15 protein-coding genes are annotated in these 18,909 nt (G+C 60.4%); 4 read left to right on the forward strand and 11 right to left on the reverse strand.

The window, feature by feature from the left end; translation table 11 throughout:
- Nucleotides 1-15: 15 nt before the first annotated feature.
- The 5 genes from CO583_RS03215 to CO583_RS03235 form a co-directional block, all read right to left on the reverse strand.
- Complete coding sequence (locus tag CO583_RS03215) at nt 16-1,713, reverse strand: TolC family protein (protein WP_052349106.1); 1,698 nt, start codon at nt 1,711-1,713, stop codon at nt 16-18.
- Nucleotides 1,713-3,590 carry an FUSC family protein gene (locus tag CO583_RS03220; RefSeq protein WP_081562996.1) on the reverse strand — a complete coding sequence of 626 codons (1,878 nt, stop codon included), beginning with the start codon at nt 3,588-3,590 and terminating at the stop codon, nt 1,713-1,715. The genes CO583_RS03215 and CO583_RS03220 overlap by 1 nt, the downstream gene beginning before the upstream one ends.
- Nucleotides 3,568-4,620: a multidrug transporter subunit MdtN gene (gene mdtN / locus CO583_RS03225; protein ID WP_081562995.1), complete on the reverse strand. Its 1,053-nt coding sequence runs from the start codon at nt 4,618-4,620 to the stop codon at nt 3,568-3,570. Before mdtN ends, CO583_RS03220 begins: the two co-directional genes overlap by 23 nt.
- 15 nt (nt 4,621-4,635) lie before the next feature.
- Nucleotides 4,636-4,932, reverse strand: a complete 297-nt coding sequence (locus tag CO583_RS03230; RefSeq protein ID WP_081562994.1) for a YtcA family lipoprotein — start codon at nt 4,930-4,932, stop codon at nt 4,636-4,638.
- 272 nt (nt 4,933-5,204) lie between these two features.
- Nucleotides 5,205-6,602 carry an MATE family efflux transporter gene (locus CO583_RS03235; protein WP_232086312.1) on the reverse strand — a complete coding sequence of 466 codons (1,398 nt, stop codon included), beginning with the start codon at nt 6,600-6,602 and terminating at the stop codon, nt 5,205-5,207.
- Between the two features lie 92 nt (nt 6,603-6,694).
- Here CO583_RS03235 and cysS point away from each other — a divergent pair, with 92 nt between their 5' ends.
- From cysS to CO583_RS03250, 3 genes are all read left to right on the forward strand, one after another.
- Complete coding sequence (cysS, locus tag CO583_RS03240; protein ID WP_248630397.1) at nt 6,695-8,083, forward strand: cysteine--tRNA ligase; 1,389 nt, start codon at nt 6,695-6,697, stop codon at nt 8,081-8,083.
- Nucleotides 8,084-8,091: 8 nt separating this feature from the next.
- Complete coding sequence (locus tag CO583_RS03245; RefSeq protein ID WP_043560726.1) at nt 8,092-8,874, forward strand: RNA methyltransferase; 783 nt, start codon at nt 8,092-8,094, stop codon at nt 8,872-8,874.
- 72 nt (nt 8,875-8,946) lie between these two features.
- Complete coding sequence (locus tag CO583_RS03250; protein WP_248630396.1) at nt 8,947-9,930, forward strand: ion channel; 984 nt, start codon at nt 8,947-8,949, stop codon at nt 9,928-9,930.
- A gap of 27 nt (nt 9,931-9,957) precedes the next feature.
- Here the strand turns inward: CO583_RS03250 and gltX are convergent, their stop codons facing one another.
- From gltX to CO583_RS03270, 4 genes are all read right to left on the reverse strand, one after another.
- On the reverse strand, nt 9,958-11,295 hold the full coding sequence (gene gltX / locus CO583_RS03255) for a glutamate--tRNA ligase (RefSeq protein ID WP_081562991.1): 1,338 nt from the start codon (nt 11,293-11,295) through the stop codon (nt 9,958-9,960).
- 60 nt (nt 11,296-11,355) lie between these two features.
- Complete coding sequence (locus tag CO583_RS03260; protein ID WP_043561474.1) at nt 11,356-11,805, reverse strand: hypothetical protein; 450 nt, start codon at nt 11,803-11,805, stop codon at nt 11,356-11,358.
- A gap of 107 nt (nt 11,806-11,912) precedes the next feature.
- Nucleotides 11,913-13,088 (reverse strand): nicotinate phosphoribosyltransferase, encoded by a 1,176-nt coding sequence (locus CO583_RS03265; protein WP_086431121.1) that lies wholly within the window; start codon nt 13,086-13,088, stop codon nt 11,913-11,915.
- Between the two features lie 59 nt (nt 13,089-13,147).
- Complete coding sequence (locus tag CO583_RS03270; protein ID WP_043560743.1) at nt 13,148-14,527, reverse strand: class II 3-deoxy-7-phosphoheptulonate synthase; 1,380 nt, start codon at nt 14,525-14,527, stop codon at nt 13,148-13,150.
- A gap of 286 nt (nt 14,528-14,813) precedes the next feature.
- On the opposite strand from CO583_RS03270, the gene CO583_RS03275 reads away from it, so the two are divergent.
- Nucleotides 14,814-15,260, forward strand: coding sequence for a hypothetical protein (locus CO583_RS03275; RefSeq protein WP_043560745.1), 447 nt, complete (start codon nt 14,814-14,816; stop codon nt 15,258-15,260).
- A gap of 76 nt (nt 15,261-15,336) precedes the next feature.
- Here the strand turns inward: CO583_RS03275 and CO583_RS03280 are convergent, their stop codons facing one another.
- Together CO583_RS03280 and gorA are read right to left on the reverse strand one after the other, a co-directional pair.
- Nucleotides 15,337-17,430: an FUSC family protein gene (locus CO583_RS03280; RefSeq protein ID WP_249103137.1), complete on the reverse strand. Its 2,094-nt coding sequence runs from the start codon at nt 17,428-17,430 to the stop codon at nt 15,337-15,339.
- A gap of 28 nt (nt 17,431-17,458) precedes the next feature.
- The gene (gene gorA, locus CO583_RS03285) at nt 17,459-18,850 is read right to left on the reverse strand and encodes a glutathione-disulfide reductase (protein ID WP_249103139.1); all 1,392 of its coding nucleotides are present in this window, start codon (nt 18,848-18,850) and stop codon (nt 17,459-17,461) included.
- Nucleotides 18,851-18,909: the final 59 nt, after the last annotated feature.

Below are 18,909 nucleotides of genomic sequence, written 5' to 3' on the forward strand. Positions count from 1 at the left end.
AAAACGGCAGGCCCCTCAGCCGGGGGCCTGACCGCTGGAGACCGGCACAGCCGGAGCTGCTTCTTCCAATGAACCTTCAATATTGGACAGAACACTGCTGCTGCCCAGCGTACCAGCCGCATAAGCCAATGATGCGGCTGCACTCAACATGCCGTAATAGCTGTCCGAAACGGACAGGCGGGCATTAAGCAGCGTATTCTGGAGCTCCAGCATCCGGGTCATCGTACCATCACCCGAACGGTAGGCTGTAAGGGCGGCATCAAAGCCGGTCTGGCTAGCCTTCTGGAGGCTCAGTGCCGCCTGATAGGCCGTGATGCCCGTATGCAGCATGGCCTCTGCACTCACGATCGTCCGGACAGCATTGTTCTGCGTGTCCTGCAGCGCAGCACGGGCACTGTCTTCCCGCTCATGCGCCTGCCGCAGACGATTGCGACGCAGCCCGCCATCATAGATCGGCACGGAAATACCTGCCGTGATGAGACCCCCGAATGTATGCACACGATCGTTGATCGAGTTCACATTGACAAGCGGCAGATTGCGAAAATGCAGGTCATCAAAGTTGTACCCGACATTGCCACTCATGAAAATCTGCGGCCTGTAGCTGGCACGGGCGCCTTCCACCGCACTCTGGGCGGCACGCAGGCTCGTATAGGCTGCCAGGACATCCGGCCGACGGGCCACAGCCTCATGCACCATCTCATCACTCAGGCGGATATCCTCAACGCGGATGTTCCTCCCGCTGTCCGTCTGCACATGCAGTGGCTGGGATGGATTCACGCCCACGGCAGCCAGCAGCTCCAGCCGGTATGTCTCCACATCCCCTTCCGTTCTGGCCAGCACCAGCTCGGCTTCCGCCACGGCCTGCTCGGCCTGTGACGTATCAATGACCGTCCCTTCCCCGTTTCTCAGGTTGGCATCTGCGGCCCGGGCAATCGCATGGGCATTCTCAAGAGACTGGCGCACAAGTGCCACATTGTTCAGAGCAGCCGCATAACGGTAATAAGCCAGAGCCACCTTGTGGATGACCTTCTGGTGTTCACCAGTAAAGAGGATGTTCTGCCCAATGCTCTTCTGGGTCGCTTCCTCCATCACGGCACGACGTTTGCCGAAGTCGAACAGCAACCATTCCAGCCCGACCTGCTGACGTTCCAGTGTGCCCTGAAGGCGGGTATTCAGACTCGCATGCTGGCCTGCCACCCGGAAGCGGTTGTGTGGCTCCAGCAGGCCATACCCCCCCATGGCTACGGCTGTCAGATGCGGCAGATAGGCCGAGCGGGCAATGCCCGTCTCTGCCGCACTGACCCGTGCTGCATCCCAGGCCTGACGTGTAGAGGGGTTGATGGACTGGGCCATGTCGATCAGATCGGCCAGATCGTAGGAATGATCCACCTGCACGGTGCCCAGTGCAGCAGGCTGCGGCAGGACACGGTCCGATGCGAGGCGGTACCCCGCAGGCATTTTCAGGACACGTCCCCCCTTCTGGCCCGGTGCCCCTTTTTCATGCCCCTCGATGATATGACCATTCACATCAACCGGTGCATTCCATGGCTGGTTGGGGGCAGGCGGCATATTCCGCATGGCCGTTGTCTGGCAACCACTCAACGCACTGCTGCAGAGAAGGGCACTACAGACCAGCACGGCCCTGCGCCATACCTTCCCCGGCTGCTGCATTTTTTTACGCTCCATGACCTGTTTCCACTCAAAACCATCCATCAGAGACCTCCTCCTTCCTTAAGGGAAGCGGTCTCTCCCCCCTTCAGTATCTGCCCCAGACGAAGAGACTGTTTCTGCTGGCTGGCAGCAATATCCCCGAACAGACACCCGGCACTCATGGCCGCACGCCGCAGGAACAGCATGTACTGCCTCATGCGATGTTTTGTCGGACGCATGGCGGCCGGTTCTATCATGACCTGCCGCAGCTGGCTCATGGCCCCACTGGCCGTTTCCTGTATCCGTGCCGCCTGAAGCATGCGCTGGTCGTGATTCCAGTCCGTGATATCCTGCGCCAGCAGGCCATCAAGCGCCTTGAGCTTTTGCAGGGCCCCACCCATCGCACTGTGTGGCCAGAACATGGTATGCACGACATATGTGATGGCCAGACCGATCAAGATACCGATGATACGGTCACGGGGCACCGTCAGATCCGTCGTTGGCGCATATTTGGCAAGATCAGCCAGCGTGAAGGTCACGATGATCTGCAACCCAAGGTAGGAAATACGCTGGTCGCCGGCCTTGACCCATGCCCCGATGAAAATGACCACACCCATGACCAGCATGATCTCGGCTATGTCCGTCATGTGTGGCATGAGCCATACGATGGTGCCCATGGCCATGAAACAGCCTATCAGAGCCCCGACAATACGCAGCCGCTGTTTGTCCAGCACAGCCCCCATCGTCGGCAGGGACACGATGAAGCAGGTGATGATGCACGTATGCACCCCCGGCCAGTTCAGCATCTTGTATGTGATGATGGAGAGGCAGACAGAGACGGTCCCCTTGACGGCAAAACGGACATGCTCCGGGTCCGTAAAGGCACCAGGAAGGAAAAAGCCCGATTTCTTTTTCGGTGCGGCATTTCCGGACTGACTGGAAGGCAGCTGCACGTCCTCGGCTGTCAGGGGCTGGTCCAGACTGTTCAGCAGGCGCTCCATCTCCTGGGCGATATCACCTGAGCAGACCTGATCCGTGCCCGTTTCGGCCGGGCGGCCACCTGTTTCAAAACACTCCGCCGCTTCTTCCAGCCGCTTGGCCAGATACGCACAATCCTCCATGGAAATGGGGGCGTTGGGCTTCAGGCAGCGTTCAACAAATTGCAGGATGCCAAAACTGTTCAGAGCTGCCCGGCGCAGGTAGGACAGGTCTTCCGGGCTCCAGCGCTGTTCCGCAGTGGCAGCACCGAGCATGCCGAACATGCCGCTGACCCCCTCACCCACGGTATCCATGACGGCATCCTGCCAGGCCTGAGGGATGCCGCGCCCCTCGCCCCGCCGTCCCAGACATTTCGCCGACAGGCGCAGCCGCTCGATGATCTGGTCCGTGAGGACATGCTCTGGAGACGGAGAAAGACAGCTCCCCACAAAGGCCATCATGCCGGCGATGATGAGAAACACACGCCATGCCGACAGAACAAGACGGGCGATACTGTCACCGCTCTGCACATTGTCCAGCGCCACCAGCATGTAGGAAAGGATCAACCCGCCAATGACACTGATCATGCCAAGGATGGTTGTCGTGCTGAGGAAGAAAAAGACGAAGCTGAGAACAAGGTTGAAAATGAGCGTTGCCAGAAAATTGTTGATTGTCGTGGCAACCCCCACATAGAGAGCCCCCGTCACACCGGAAAAGAAGATGATGTACATGACGGAGATCTTCATGTTCGCCACCCTGTTCCCCTGCCACAACGCCCCCAGGGTGAGCGTGAGCAGGGTCAACATGGGCAGCTGCCATATCTCACCTATGAGGACGAGCGCCATGCATACGATGGCGGTCCGCAAGGCCAGCGCCGTGCGCCCACGGGTTGGCCTTACGGCCAACCGCCAGAGACGCATGAAGGCGTCCAGATAGGGTTTAACCATGACAGGCAGCACCATGGAGAATTTCCACGTTGGCTGTTGCCCCCAGTCTCATCAGATGTTCAGGAGCATGTTCGATCCTGATGCGCACAGGGAAGCGCTGGGCAATATGCACCCAGTCCATCTGCCGCTCGACAGACGGCACACCACGTTCGCTTTCCCTCATGTAATCGGTCGTCACACCCCGGCCAATGCTCTCGACAACCCCGTGGATGGCATGGCTGCGGTCGATCATGGAATACACGGTGGCGCAGTCACCCGGACGGACCGGCTTCAGGTTGATTTCCCGGATTGGGGCAATGGCATACCACTCATCCTTGGAAACCAGCGTAAACAGGTTCTCGTTGGCAGCCAGCACCTCGCCTTCCCGAACATTCAGACTCGTCACATAGCCATCTATGTTGGCCGTCACACGGGTCTGACGCAGCTCATAGCGGGCATGTTCCACCGCCACGGATGCTTCCTGCAACATGGCCTCGGCGTGTTTGACATCACCGACAGCCACCTGGCTGGCCTGCTGTTCGTGCTGGGCTTCTGCCAGGGCATCCACGGCAGAGTTGAACTTTGTCACGGCCTGGTCATAGACCTGCCATGACACATAATGCTGCTCGGCCAATGGCTTGAGACGGGTCACCGTACGCCAGGCAAGGTCCTTCTCATCCTCGGCCTGGTGCCGCTTGCGCTCGTTGGTTGCCGCATTGGCCATGCGGACGGCCAGAGCACGGCGGGCGTCGTTCAGGTCGGCCTGTGCCTGTGTTTCACTGGCCTCAGCCTTGTGCAGGGCAATCTCATAGGGTTCGGGATCAATCTGGTACAGCAGATCCCCCTTGTGGACGACCTGATTCTCCCGGACAGAAAGAGTCTGGAGGCGCCCACCCACCAGAGCGGCCACATGTACGCTTTCCGTATAGATGACAGCACTATCACTGTTGGGATGCTGGCCTGACCGGTGATCCACATACAGGACACCGAAGAGAGCACATAACAGCGTGGCTGCTGCAATCACGCTCCCCACCGGGAAGCGGCCTTTAATCCGTTCTTTTTTCATGAAACCGCCCCTGAATTACCCGTAGAGAAGAAGCCAGCCGACAAGCCCTATCATCGTGCCCATGGAAAGGTAGGTGACCAGATGATACCGCAACAGGCCATCAATATGCAGGATCAGAAAGACCAGCCGCAGCAGGGCGGCGGACACCGCACCGATGAACAGGCAGATGAGCCAGGCCGGAAAATACGCACCGGCCAGAGGAAAACTCGGCGCCCCGATCCCGGCACAACCCTGCAAAGGCACCATGAGCAGGGCCAGTCCCCACCTTGGGGCTCCATGAGCCCTGAAAGAAAATACTCCGGGCAGCTTCATGCACGCTCCTGTTTCCAGCTACGGGGACAACACACAGCCCTGAAGGGCCTGCCCCCGTACATACGGAAACACCTGCCCTCGCAAAGCATCTGACCAACCAGACCACTCATCTTTTTTACACATCAAAGCGCCCGACGATACGGGAGCATGACCCCTTTTTTCAAACGAATTGAGACAACCAGCATCTCAATCCCTATAAAGTAACATTTAACAACCTGAAAAATGTTTCAGATTACCTATCCTCCCGCAGGGTCTTCCCGCAAGTGACCTTTTTAAGGCCGTGCATCCCCCGTCCTGTACAGCAGAAGGTAAAGCCGTGCCCCAAGGGCAAAGGCCGTCACACCCAGCCCGGCCGCAAGGCCGATCCATAGCCCCTCCACACCATAGCCCTGGTGGAAAGCCAGCCAGTACCCCAGACCGATCCCCACGACACCATAACTCACGATACTGATCACCATCGGAACAAAGGTATCCCCACAGCCCCGCAACGCCCCGTTGCAGACAGCCTGCACCCCGTCGACGATCTGGAAAATTCCGGCAATCTTCAGCAGCAGGACGGTAGTGGCGAACGTACCGGCATCCGGTGGTCCACCAGTATAATAGAGGCGGGCGATCCAACCCGGCAGCAGCATGAGGACAAGGCCCGTCAGAATGGTCCAGGCCAGCACCAGCAACAGGGCACCGCTGGAAGCCCGACAGGCTTCTGCCCTCTTCCGGGCCCCCCGCCAGTAAGCCACCCGTACGTTCGCCGCCTGCCCGATGGCCAGACACACCATGAAAAGCAAAGAAATCGTGTTCAGTGCAACCTGATGCGCCGCAAGGCTGCGTGTCCCCAATCGCCCTGCATTGAGAGTCGTGATCTGGAACAGCAGCAGTTCGGAGGCTGCCGTGACCATCATGGGCAGACCCAGCACCAGCAGTTCCCTGAAGAGCGGCCAGTGGACCCTCGCAGGCTTCAGCAGGTGCCGGAGCTGTGGCCGCCCGAGGCAGAGAAGCAGCAGGACGAGGCTCATGGCCCAGCCCGTCAGCATCGTGGCATGAGCGGATCCGAACAGCCCATAGGCTGGCAGGCCGAACCAGCCGTGAATCAGGGCCGCATTGAGTACCCCATTGCACAGGGCCATGGCTGGCATCGTCCACAACAGCAGGGATTCCGCTCCCAGGGATGGCAGAGCCACACGACACAGGCCAAGCAGAACCAGATTGGGCCACAGGGCATAGAGCAGCACATTGATGAACTGCCCTCCCTGCCTGGTCACCATCTCCGGCTCCCCCATCAGGCTGAAAATACCGCTGGAACAGAGAAGAAGGAGCAGACAGGGAATAAACGCCACCATGCCCAGCACGACCCCTGCACTGATGATGCTGCGCCTGTCATGCCCGCCCCCATGGCCATGCTCCACACCACCACGGGCATGGGACAGCAACACGCCGACTCCACCAAGCACGGCCTGAAAGGAGATCATCGTCGTGAAAAAGAAATTGTTGGAAATTCCCCCGATGGCGACTGCATCCACCCCCAGGCTGCCCAGCAGAACGGTATCCGTCACCGCCATGGCCATCTCCGAAAGCTGGGACAGCGCAAGAGGCAGACCAACCTGCACAAGAGTGCGGATATGGGTCGGCATCCCCACAATCTGGGGGCCCTGTTTCATACGTGATGCAGACATGAGACCGTCTCTATCGCATATAAAGCAAAGTGCAAATTCTAAAAATAAATTCCCCTGTTGCACCAAACGCATCTCTGTCGCATTGAACAGACATGAGCACGCAGAAGAGCAATACAGCCCCCATCTCCCCCCGGCCCGGCCTGAGGCTTCACAACAGCCATCAGCGCACCACTGTTCCCTTCACCCCCGATGATGCCAGCAATGTCCGCCTCTATTTCTGCGGGCCAACCGTGTATGACCGGGTCCATCTCGGCAATCTGCGCTCCATGCTGAGCGCAGACGTGCTTGTCCGGCTGCTCAAGGCGCTCTACCCACAGGTTACCTACGTTCGCAACATTACCGACATTGATGACAAGATCATCCAGCGGGCACGGGAGAATGATGAAGACATCTCCCATCTGACAGAACGGACCACGAAAGACTTCCACGACGATCTTGCTGCCCTGAACATCCTGCCTCCCACTGTGGAACCCAGAGCCACCCAGCACATTCCCGACATGCTGGAGATGATCGGCCGCCTCATCACGCAGGGCCATGCCTATGAGACGGAGGGGCATGTTCTCTTCGACGTCACATCATTCCCCAGTTACGGGGCCCTGTCGGGCCGCTCGCTGGAGGACATGCTGGCCGGTGCCCGAGTGGACGTGGCCGACTACAAGCGCAACCCTGGCGATTTCGTCCTCTGGAAACCTTCCCGCAACGATGAGCCGGGCTGGGACAGCCCATATGGCCGTGGCCGCCCCGGCTGGCACATTGAATGCTCTGCCATGGCAGAACGCTATCTTGGGGAGAGTTTCGACATTCACGGCGGTGGAAACGACCTGCTTTTTCCCCACCACGAGAATGAACGGGCACAATCCCTCTGCTGCTATCCGCATGGCCATTTCGCCCGGCACTGGGTCCATACCGGGATGCTGCTCTCCAATGGTGAGAAGATGTCCAAATCCCTGGGCAACTTCCATACCATCCATGAAGTGCTGGAGCGTGCTCCAGCCGAGGCCCTGCGGCTGCTCTTTCTTGGCTCCCATTACCGCTCCACGCTGGACTTCACATGGGAGAAGCTGGACGAAGCCCGCCGCATCATGGACCGATTCTACCGGGCGCTGGAGAAAACGCCACCAGCCAGCACGGACAGCATTCCGGCCGACATGCTGGAAGCCCTGTGTGACGACCTCAACACGCCGCTGGCCCTCAGCGCTCTCCACCGTTACGCCGATGCTGCGCTGGAAGGCCAGCAGAGTGCTGCGAACCACCTCTGGGCCGGCGGGCAGCTGCTTGGGCTGTTCACCATGAAACCGGCAGACTGGTTCCAGGGAGGGACAGACCTTGACCCCGCCACCATTGAAGCCCTGATTGAAAAACGTCTGGCCGCCCGCAAGGCCCGTGACTTTGCACTGGCCGACCAGATACGCAACGACCTGGCAGAACAGGGCATCCTTCTGGAAGATGGACCTGCCGGCACAACATGGCGGAAAGGATAAGTCATCCCATGACAGGCCGTAATGGTGGAGCTGATCTGGCTCCGCCCGCTCCCTTTGACCCCGTCGTCATCCTTGTCCGCCCGCAGCTGGCTGAAAATATCGGGACCACCGCCCGGGCCATGGCCAATGGCGGGCTGTTCCATCTCCGCCTCGTGGCCCCCCGTGACGGCTGGCCGCAGCCCCGGGCCTGGTATGCCTCCTCCGGTGCCGACCGCATCCTTGAAGAGGCCACGGTCTTCGAGACGGTGGATGACGCCATCGCCGACCTCCACCGTGTTTTTGCCACCTGTCCACGCCCCCGCCACATCATCAAACCGGTCATGACAGCCCGTGGAGCAGCAGCAGAACTGCGGGCCACCAGCAGCCGGAAGCTGAAAAGCGGCATCCTCTTCGGTCCCGAACGGGCAGGGCTGGACAATGAGGACATGGCCCGGGCGGACACACTCATCCGCTATCCGCTCAATCCCCGCTTCATGTCGCTGAATCTGGCCCAGGCGGTGCTGGTCATGGCCTATGAATGGTACCTGACCGAAGATACGGTGCCGGAGCAGTATCTCATGACCAACGAGACGCATGTGGCGACCAAGGGCGAGGTGGAAAATTTCATGACCCACCTGCTGCGGGACCTCGATGAGTGCGGTTTCCTCCACCACGAGCAGAAAAGGCCGGGCATGATCCGCAACCTGCGCCATCTTTTCGCCCGTGGAGAGGTAACGGAACAGGAACTGCGGACACTGCATGGTGTCGTCAGCGAACTCTCACGGGCCCGGAAAATCCGCCATATGAAATGACCCGTCCCGGTCTGCCCGGCCAGATTCCGGGCAGGCAGCATCTCCATCCCCCCATCCTGCCATAGGCTCCCCATGCATCTGAAACTGCCAGAAACCCTGCTCCACCAGCATAAGACGGCACCACAGACACCGGGTCTGAGCCTTCTCTCGCAGGACAACGTCCTGAACATCGTCACGCGCAGGAAAACAAAGGGCCGCCTGCTGGGAGACATGTATCACAACTGTCTGACCATGGGGTGGCTGCCCTTCTTTGCCACGATGACAGCCGCCTATCTGCTGCTCAACCTGCTGTTCAGCGTCGGTTTCTGTCTCGTGCCGCATGGGCTGAGCAACGTGCACAGTGGAAATTTCTGGGGAGACTTCTTCTTCAGCGCCCAGACCCTCTCCACAGTCGGATATGGATATATCTACCCCCAGAGCCCAGCGGCCAATGCGCTCGCCACGTTCGAGATGCTGGTGGGGGTCATCTCGACCGCCATCATCACCGGGCTTGTCTTCGCCCGTTTTTCACGCCCGCAGGCCAGGGTCCTGTTCAGCAGCATCGTCACGATCTTCCAGGAGGGGGAGAATCTCAAACTCAATTTCCGGCTGGGGAACCTGCGCAATACACCGTTGATGAATACCAGCGTGGAGGCCATTCTGGCCCGTACGCGATGCGACGAAAATGGCCATACCTCGCTCCAGCTGGAAATACTGCCACTGGTTTACAACCATTTCCCGGTTTTTCCGGTCAGCCTCTCCTTCACCCACCACATCACGGAAAGCAGTCCACTCCACGGGCTGGACAAAGCCACCCTTGAGGAACAACAGGCCCGCATTTTCCTCATCTTCAATGCCACCGATCCCGTTTCAGCGCAGGATGTCTTCGCCCACCATACCTACATGGCACAGGACATGCTCTACGGGGCACGCTTCGTCAGCCTTCTGAGAGCCTCCGGACAGGGCCTGATGGAAGTGGATTTCAGCCTCTTCCACACGACATCTCCAGACCCGCTGCCCGCCAGGGATGAGGAGCCCATCACCGTGACAGATGAGACCTCTGCCGGGACAGACTGATGAACAGCCCGCCCCGGTCTCATCAGGTCAATGCTGCACGGCGTCCTTCAGACGATGCAGGACCCGCTCCCGCCCCATGAGCGGCAGAAGGGCTGCCAGTTCCGGCCCGGCATCCTCGCCTGTCAGGGCCAGACGCAGGGGCAGGAAGAGCGTCTTTCCCTTGCGGCCGGTTTCACTCTTCAGCACGTCAGTCCAACGCTTCCAGACCGTCCCATCCCACGGTCCTTCCGGCAGGAGACGGGCTGCTTCCTGAAGAAACCCTGCCTCTTCAGGCTGGGACGGAGCCACGATGTCCCCCTGCACGACAGACCACCAGTGAGCGATCTCCACGGCCAGATCGATATTGCCCCGGATGGCCAGCCAGAAGGCCTCATCAGCCCCTTCCGGCAGGTGAGGCCGTATCTCTTCGTAGGACATGCCATGCAGGACACGGCGGTTCAGCCCCAGAAGCTGCGGAACATCGAACCGGGCCGCTGACCGGGACACATGGCCGATGTCATAACCCCGCACAATCTCATCCATGCTGGAGGCAGCCTGCGGGTCATCCGAACTGCCCAGACGGGCCAGATAGGCCACGAGGGCACGGGGTTCGATCCCGTCATTACGCAATGTGGAAAGGGCCAGCCCGCCCAGACGCTTGGACAGCTTGCCACCATCCTGCCCCAGCAGCAGCGGCAGATGCCCGAAGGTGAAACGTCCCTCCTTCGCCCCAAGGGCCTCGGCAAGGTCAAGCTGCACGCCCGTGTTGGTCACATGGTCCTCACCCCGCAGGATGTGGGTGATGCCCATGTCCAGATCATCAATCACCGAGGCCAGCGTGTAGAGGATGCTGCCATCCGCCCGCACCAGAACAGGATCGGAAACGGCGGTCAGCTTCACATGGCAGTCCCCCATCACGAGGTCAGTCCAGCGACGGGTGGCCCCGCTCAGCTTGAAACGCCAGTACGGCACCTTGCCGTTGGCCTCTGCCCGGGCACGCTGCTCGGCCGTCATTTTCAGCATGCCACGGTCATAGAGCGGCGGCTTGCCGGCCCGCAGACGCTGCTCCCGCTTGTATTTCAGCTCCAGCTCACTCTCAAAGCAGGGATAGAGCCGCCCCGTTTCCTTGAGGTGCTCGATCACCTCCTCATACCGGGCAAGACGTTCCGACTGGCGGGCGTACTCGTCCCAGTCCAGCCCCAGCCAGGTCAGGTCCCGGCGGATGGCTTCCTCATAGGCACTGTTGCCACGCTGCGTATCCGTATCATCCATCCGCAGCAGGAACCGGCCACCATGCCGACGGGCAAACAGCCAGTTCGCCACGGCAAGACGGGCATTGCCAACATGAAGATGCCCTGTTGGTGAAGGGGCAAAACGTACTTTCATACCGTACTCTGTTCTCATTCTCTCATGGGACGCATGGCTGCAGGACCGGTTCCCGGTCCCTTACTGCTGCCCGTTCTGACGGCGGCGGATGACTTCTGCCACGAAGGCCTCATCATCATCGTCATCCTGACCGTCCTCATCAGGCGGTCCGGCCAGCTCCTCGTCACTCACGAGGCGGCGGGGGTCCAGTGCCCGCCAGTCACGTTCCATCGGCGTGGCCGGGCTGGAAACGAAATCATCCAGTTCCGTGCTGGACTTCCATCCGTCTTCCCCAGCATCCACAACCTCGGCATTCTCGCCAAAAGCAAACCAGCTCTGCAACACATCCCGATCCGCCGCACCGGGGACACGGCACCGCTCGATGCTGTCCCGCACATAAGCCCGGGCAAAAGCGTTGGCGTGGGCGAGGTCGAAGAAGCCCTTCACCTCTTCCACCACATCATCGTCACCCTCACTGGCGCCGGACTGATCCAGAATACGGACAACCCAACCGGCTTCATCCTGCTTCATGGTTGCCTCGGCCTCTGCCTGCACGGCTTCCTCAGTACTCTGCCCGCTTTCTCCGCCCCGGATTCCATTGATGAAAGCCCGTCTGGCTTCTTTATCCTCGTCATTCATCATCCGGCCCTTTCCTGAATTTTCTGAAGAAGGAACTCACGCCCGATCTTCACCCTCGGCTCACCGTCGTAGGAAACAATATCAGCCGTGGCGTAGGTTTCTGACCAACGATCCGGCAGGAACGACCCCGTCCCCACAATGTCGATCGGTGCAGAAGCATCATGCATGGCCATGCATTTGGAAATACCGAACCCGGACGAAACGACAATTTTCACCTTCGGAAAACCTGCCTCATCCAACGCTTCCCGCATCCGCCAGATGGCGGCCGCAGAAACGCCCGTCCCTACCAGATAGCGCAGCTCCTTTTCCGACCGGTAGCGGCGGATGGTGCCTGGCGTGTTCCGCTCCAGCACCTCATAGGAACGCTGCGGGTCCAGCCCTTCGAGGAAGCGCCCTCCGTGCGTGTCCAGCCGCACACTCAACTCACCTGCGGCGGCCCTTTCCGGAAAGCGGCGACAGACTTCCAGCATGTCCGTCACTTCCTGCCCAAAATAGTCCACCAGCACAGTCAAAGGTTCATCAGGGAACCGCTCCACATACATTTCCGCCGCCCGCAGGGTAGACCCGGCATAACCGATGAAGGCATGAGGCATGGTCCCCAATCCACGCTCCTGCCCGAAAAAACGGGCCGTGGCATGGTTGGCATTGCCGATGAAGCCCACGGCCCCTTCCGCCTGTGCCGCCCGTGACCCCACGGCAGCGGCATAGGCCATCAGCTCCTGCATCTCACCACCGGCACAATGACGGGCATCCATCGCCAGAAAAGGCACCTTCGGCAGGGCAAGGGCCATCTGGTAGGCGTTATGAGCTGCCACGCAGGCAGCACCCGTCTTCTGGAGCAGCAACGTCTCCAACGGCGCCAGCGCAACAAGCGACCCTGTCAGATAGAAGAGCGGATCCCCTGCTCCGACCCATGTACCTTCTGGATGCACCTCCGTGATCCTGACGGAAAAACCCTGATGACGGGCGACATTCTGCACCCATTGCAGGGCCAGCCCATAGGCCGCCACGACTGGACGGCGGACGAACACGGCATAGGTGACCTCACAATCGCCAAACTGGCTGACGATGTCCCGCATCCGCAGGAAATAGGCATCCGTCCGTCCCTCGATCTGCGGCGCATCCAACGCCTCCTGCGGGCTGCAGGCCTGCTCGAGAGTCTGTTTCCAACTCATCACGCTGTCTCCCCTGACAGAACTGGGCCGATCCTGCGCTTACGGCCGGGCGGACACCTTCAGCGTTTTCCGAAAATACGCTTCAGCCGGTCTGAAAGCTGAAAGGCGATCTCCAGAGACTGCTCGGCATTCAGCCGCGGGTCACAGAATGTCGTGTACCGGGTCGGCAGATCGGCATCCGTCAGACACCGGGGACCACCCGTACATTCCGTCACGTCGCTGCCGGTCATCTCAAGATGGATACCACCAGGCACCACACCGGCCTGCTCGAACACATCAAGGAAGCCCATGATCTCGTCCAGAACATGCTCGAAAGCACGGGTCTTGTATTTGTTGGACGACGTGGTGGTGTTGCCGTGCATGGGGTCACATATCCATGTCACGGTCCGGCCTGTCCTGCGCACGGCCTCCAGCAGCGGGGGCAGGAGCTCACGCACCTTGCTGTGGCCCATGCGGGAAATGAGCGTGATGCGGCCTGCTTCATCCTGCGGATTAAGGATTTCCAGAAGTTTCTGGAGGTCCTCAATGGTCGTGGTCGGCCCGACCTTGATGCCGATCGGGTTGTCCACCCCACGCAGGAACTCCACATGCGCCCCCTCCGGCTGGCGGGTACGGTCGCCAATCCAGAGAAAATGGGCCGACAGGCCATAATGGCGGCCTGTCACCTCATCCACACGGGCCAGAGCCTGCTCATACGGCAGGAGCAGGGCCTCATGAGAGGTATAGAACTCCACCTCATCGTAATGCGGGGCATTGTCCTCCACGCCACAGGCTTTCATGAAGGCCAGCGTATCCTCCACCTGGGAGGCCAGCTGTTCATAACGCTCACCCTGCGGGGAGTTGCGGACATAGTCCAGATTCCAGCGATGGATGTCATGCAGATTGGCAAACCCGCCCCGGGAATAGGCCCGCAGCAGGTTCAGCACGCCTGCCGCCTGAAAATAGCCCATCTCCATACGGGCCGGGTCCGGCCTGCGGGCCTCGGCAGTGAATTCCGGACTATTGACATTGTCACCACGGTAGCAGGGCAGCTCCACGCCATCCCGCTTCTCCACATCGGAAGAACGGGGTTTGGCATACTGCCCGGCCATGCGCCCGATCTTCACGACCGGAACCTTGGCGGAGAAGGTCAGGATGGCAGCCATCTGCAACAGGACACGGAACGTATCCCGGATGATGTCCCCGGTGAACTCCCCGAAACTTTCGGCACAAGGCCCTCCCTGAAGAACGAAGGCCTCCCCGCGGGAGGCAGCCGCCAGACGCTCTTTCAGGCGGCGGGCCTCCCCGCCAAAAACGAGCGGCGGATAGCGATGCAGACGTTCTTCTACTGCGGCAAGGGCTGCCCCATCCTCATAGGTCGGGGCCTGACGGATCGGACGCAGGCGCCAGCTGGCCGGTGACCATTGTGTCGTGCTGCTGTGCCCGTCTGACTGCTGCATCTTGTTCTCCTGCGACAAGGGAAGCGACCCTGCTCATGGGATGGGCCGCCCGTAACGTAATGGTTGGAGCTGTCATTCCAGTGGGTGATTTTATGACCGAAATGCCCGCTGAATGGTAGAGGAGGCCGCAAAATATTCAACCCGGCTCCTTTCGCCCATGCGGCCATGCCATGACCGCCCTGCGGCTCCTTCATCATTTTACCCTGAAAAGGCTTGATCATCCCGCCGCCTGAAAGGATATATGGGGGAAGGAAGTACTTCCCATCTACGCAGGAACAGAACACACATGGCTTCGCCTTTTCATTCAGTCTCCAGATGCCTGACAGCCGTGACGGCTGCCCTCGGTCTTGCGGCTCTTGTTCCGGCTGCTATGCCGGGTGCCATGGCCCAGACGGTCCACTTCAGCACCCCCTATCAGGACAACCCCGCCACTACCTCCTCAAAACAGGCTGCCCAGCAGGCACAGAAAAACGCCGTGAAAGGTGGTGAGCACTTCCGTGCCCGGGGGCATCGTCCGCCGCCGCCGGGCTATCAGGATGTTCCCTCCACGGAGTTCGAAAATGGCCCGGACCCGGAGCACGAGGCCCATCTCCGCTCCAACCGTGATGCTGTCACGGGCAGCAATCTCGGCAAATTCGGCAGCTCCTATCAGGATACCAACCCCATCCAGAGTGGCCAGGTGGGTGACGCTACCGGCAATGGCTGGGTCGCCCCGCGCGGCAATGGTTTCTGAGGGGAAAAGCGACCTGTAAACGGTCAGCCCGCCCCCGGAAAAGCCCCGTCTCCCCACTGGGGGACGGGGCTTTTTTTCATCCTGCCCCCAGTACCTGCCCTGCTGCGGCGCCATACCCCCTGAGAAAGAACGTCCGGCTTGTCTGATACTCAAAGCGGATGATCCTGAGGCAGCCTATCCCGGCAGCAAGGTCCCGCCGGCGGGACAGCCCTCTACTGCCATGGAAGACAGTTTCCAGATGGGCCTGTTCCTGCGTGAACTCTTCCACCGTCATCGGGCTGCTTTCCTGCCCCTGTTCAGTCAGATGGATGATGTCCCGGACCATATGCTCCCCGGCGGCCAGGGCACTTGGGGGCAGACGCCCGAGCGCAACAAGGTCCCGCAGGGTCAACAGGTTCCGCCCGACCGTCATGACGGCCAGCGTGCCACGAATCATGCTGTCAACCTCATCCTGCGGGATCTGGCCCGCAAAACGGATGATCTGCTCCATCCGCAGGGTTGTCTCGTTGGTCCAGAGCCGTTGGGTCTGGGCCCGTCCCCGCAGGGGCTCTTTCAGCTTCTGAATCTCCTTGACCAGCTGCCGCCGCAACTGTGCCCATGCCTGTGTCACGGAGAAAGGCAGAACCGTGCGGAACACCTGCACACCGCTCCACAAGGCAAGCAACAGGGCAAATGACTGGTTGAACCATGTCACCTCATCCACCCTGGCCTGATTGTCCAGAGTTAGAACCCACGGAAAGAAATTGACATAGGACGCTGCAACCCCTGCCAGAGCGGGTATACGCAGTGCCAGCCCCCCGAGGAACATCAGCACGGCAACCGGTATGGCGAAAACAGCATAGTCCGACGTGATGGGCATGACCAGGAAAACCGGAATGATGCTGGCCAGTACGGAGCAGACAGCCCCATAGAAGAAATATTTGCTGATCAGGATCATGTTGTTCATGATTGCGAACCGGGCGCACACCACGCTGAGCAGGCTCATGTAAGCCCCCCCATAGGACCATGCCGTCACCTCCCAGACAAAGGCGCCGATCAATATGGCCACGGCAGCCCGGATGGCGTTGATGGTTGCAAGCCGCCCATCCGCCTGACGTTTTATGCGATGGCGTTTCAGGGCGGGCAGTTTCCGCAGACCTGCATAGTGGGACTCCACCGCCGAGCGGAAATCAATGAGCATGATCTCCACCCCTACCCCAACAATACCCTGCTGGAGAGCATCCTCATCATCCCGGGAGAGGCAGCGTTCCAGCTCGTCATGATTTTCCTGGAGCATGGTTTCAAGCTGGCCCAGCCCAGCCATGACATGAGCCGTGTCCTGCCTGAGCAGGGCTGCGATGCCATCCAGCTCCCCGGCGACACGTTCCAGGCCGGCTGCCAGCCGGGCCGGTATGTGCGGTGCTGATGCAAGACGGGAGCGGCCCCCCACCCCACGGGCCAGCACGAAGGACACACGCTCCAGCGTCACATAGGCCTGATCCGCCTCTTCGCCTGCATGACGGGAATCAATACGGATGAATTCAAGCTGATCATTGAACCCCTGCAACGAGCCAAGAATGCGGGTCATCTCCGCCACACCCTTCTCGTCCTGACGCAGGATGAGGGCCAGAGCCGCGGCTGTCTGGCTGAGCAGGGCAGCCATACGCTGCTGGAGGTCCGTACGGGCCACCCGGTCTGCCCCCGGCACGGTGACCATTCCTGCCACCATTTCACACACCACACCCAGCAGGATGTAAGACCCGCGGGCCATGGCAATATAGAAGACCTGATCGGGATGTTCCGAAGCACCGACAGCAATGATGGCCCCGGTATAACCGGCCAGAACCATGGCATAACCCCGGAAATTCTCCAGCATGCAGGCCATGCCGGTACACCAGCCAACCCAGCCGGCCAGCAACACAAAGAAAATCCACGGATGCTGCGGGGCTACCGCTATCAGGCTGATGCCTCCCACCATGCCCAGCAGGGTTCCGGCAATGCGCCAGCGCCCTTTGGAAAGGCTCATCCCACGGGAATTCTGCGCCACGATCCAGACCGTCATGGCAGCCCACTGGGGCGATCCCATCTCCATCCAGAAGGCGATGGCAAGCGCCACAAGCGAGGCGATGGTCGTCCGCAGGGAGAACAGAACGGCACTCAGGGTATTCGGCTGTAACTTGAGCCAGTTCATGATCCGCCCTGTCCTCCTGCCAGCCCGATCAGTGGCGGTCCACCAGACGGGTGGGCGTCCTCATCGTCACGAACTCCTCTGCTGTGCTGGGGTGCAGGGCCACGGTCTGGTCCAGCTGCTTCTTTGTCAGCTTCGCCGTCACGGCAATGGCCAGCATCTGGATGATCTCAGGAGCATCCGGCCCGACCATGTGGGCACCCAGCACCACATCACTGTGACGGTCCACCACCAGCTTCATCAGTATCTTCCCGGCCCGTTTGGGCAGCGTCTGCCGCATGGGGGTGAAGCGGGACGTATAGATGGCAAGATCATGCGTTTTGGCTGCCTCTTCCTCGCTCATCCCCACGACACCCACGGGGGATGAGAAGAAGACGGCCTTCGGCAGGGTCTCGAAGGACCATGTCCGCCCCTGCGGATTGAAGAGCTGCTCGGCCAGCATGTGACCTTCCGCAATGGCAGTAGGCGTCAGGTTGTACTGATCCCTGACATCCCCGATGGCATAGATGGAGAGCACATTGGTCCTGCCATCCACCCCCGCCACGACATGTCCTTTCTCCACCGCCACACCTGCGGCATCCAGCCCCAGAGAATCCACGGCAGCCCGGCGCCCCGTAGCCATGATGACCGCATCGACCTCGTAAGAGGCCCCGTCATCCATCACCAGACGGACGGCCCTGCCGCCACCAATATCCTCCAGACGGACCGGCGAGGTGCCCGGATGCTGGGTGATGCCATGCAGGTCGATCAGCTCCCTGAGATGCGTACGGACTTCCTCATCAAATCCACGCAGTGGCAGGGGCTGGCGGTAGAACAGGTCCACCTGCGAGCCCATGCCCGCCAGAATCCCGGCGAATTCCACCCCGATATAACCGCCGCCAATGATGGCAACCCTCTGGGGCCGCTCGGGCAGATGGAACAGCTCATCAGAGGTGATGGCCAGCTCAGCACCCGGAATATCCAGCCGCACGGGGGTGGAGCCGGGTGCCAGCACGATCTTCCTGGCCCGGATGCGCTGGACCGGAGCCTCCGGTGCCAGAACGGACGGGCCGATCTCCAGCGTATTGGCATCCAGCAGCCGGGCATCACCCGTGTAGAGGTCGATCCCGGCCTTCTCCAGCATGGAGACATAAATGCCATTCAGCCGCTCGATTTCCCGGTCCTTGGCGGCAAGGAAGCCGTACCAGTCAAAGGAGGACGGGCGCTGCACATCCCAGCCGAACGCCGGGGCATCCTCGATCATCCGGCCCGTTTCGGCTGCATAGACCATCAGCTTCTTGGGAACACAGCCCAGATTGACACAGGTACCACCCCAATGTCTGCGCTCGGCAATACCCACACGGGCACCATTCTGGGCTGCAATGCGGGCGCAGCGCACCCCACCCGACCCCGCACCGATCACAAAGAGATCATAATCCTGCATAACGTTCCTCCCACCTCTCCCCCTTCAGCCAGGGGAAACAGGCCCTGATTATCGCCACA

The sequence above is a fragment of the Parasaccharibacter sp. TMW2.1882 genome, from assembly GCF_023337635.1.
Lineage (GTDB): Bacteria > Pseudomonadota > Alphaproteobacteria > Acetobacterales > Acetobacteraceae > Bombella > Bombella apis.

What these genes read in the sequence shown, in the direction of transcription:
- CO583_RS03260 (WP_043561474.1), bottom strand. Translation starts at nt 11,805, where the DNA reads ATGAAGCAGGATGAAGCCGGTTGGGTTGTCCGTATTCTGGATCAGTCC.
- CO583_RS03265 (WP_086431121.1), bottom strand. Translation starts at nt 13,088, where the DNA reads ATGAGTTGGAAACAGACTCTCGAGCAGGCCTGCAGCCCGCAGGAGGCG.
- CO583_RS03230 (WP_081562994.1), bottom strand. Translation starts at nt 4,932, where the DNA reads ATGAAGCTGCCCGGAGTATTTTCTTTCAGGGCTCATGGAGCCCCAAGG.
- mdtN (WP_081562995.1), bottom strand. Translation starts at nt 4,620, where the DNA reads ATGAAAAAAGAACGGATTAAAGGCCGCTTCCCGGTGGGGAGCGTGATT.
- CO583_RS03270 (WP_043560743.1), bottom strand. Translation starts at nt 14,527, where the DNA reads ATGCAGCAGTCAGACGGGCACAGCAGCACGACACAATGGTCACCGGCC.
- CO583_RS03245 (WP_043560726.1), top strand. Translation starts at nt 8,092, where the DNA reads ATGACAGGCCGTAATGGTGGAGCTGATCTGGCTCCGCCCGCTCCCTTT.
- CO583_RS03235 (WP_232086312.1), bottom strand. Translation starts at nt 6,602, where the DNA reads ATGTCTGCATCACGTATGAAACAGGGCCCCCAGATTGTGGGGATGCCG.
- CO583_RS03275 (WP_043560745.1), top strand. Translation starts at nt 14,814, where the DNA reads ATGGCTTCGCCTTTTCATTCAGTCTCCAGATGCCTGACAGCCGTGACG.
- CO583_RS03250 (WP_248630396.1), top strand. Translation starts at nt 8,947, where the DNA reads ATGCATCTGAAACTGCCAGAAACCCTGCTCCACCAGCATAAGACGGCA.
- gltX (WP_081562991.1), bottom strand. Translation starts at nt 11,295, where the DNA reads ATGAAAGTACGTTTTGCCCCTTCACCAACAGGGCATCTTCATGTTGGC.
- CO583_RS03280 (WP_249103137.1), bottom strand. Translation starts at nt 17,430, where the DNA reads ATGAACTGGCTCAAGTTACAGCCGAATACCCTGAGTGCCGTTCTGTTC.
- cysS (WP_248630397.1), top strand. Translation starts at nt 6,695, where the DNA reads ATGAGCACGCAGAAGAGCAATACAGCCCCCATCTCCCCCCGGCCCGGC.
- CO583_RS03215 (WP_052349106.1), bottom strand. Translation starts at nt 1,713, where the DNA reads ATGGATGGTTTTGAGTGGAAACAGGTCATGGAGCGTAAAAAAATGCAG.
- CO583_RS03220 (WP_081562996.1), bottom strand. Translation starts at nt 3,590, where the DNA reads ATGGTGCTGCCTGTCATGGTTAAACCCTATCTGGACGCCTTCATGCGT.
- gorA (WP_249103139.1), bottom strand. Translation starts at nt 18,850, where the DNA reads ATGCAGGATTATGATCTCTTTGTGATCGGTGCGGGGTCGGGTGGGGTG.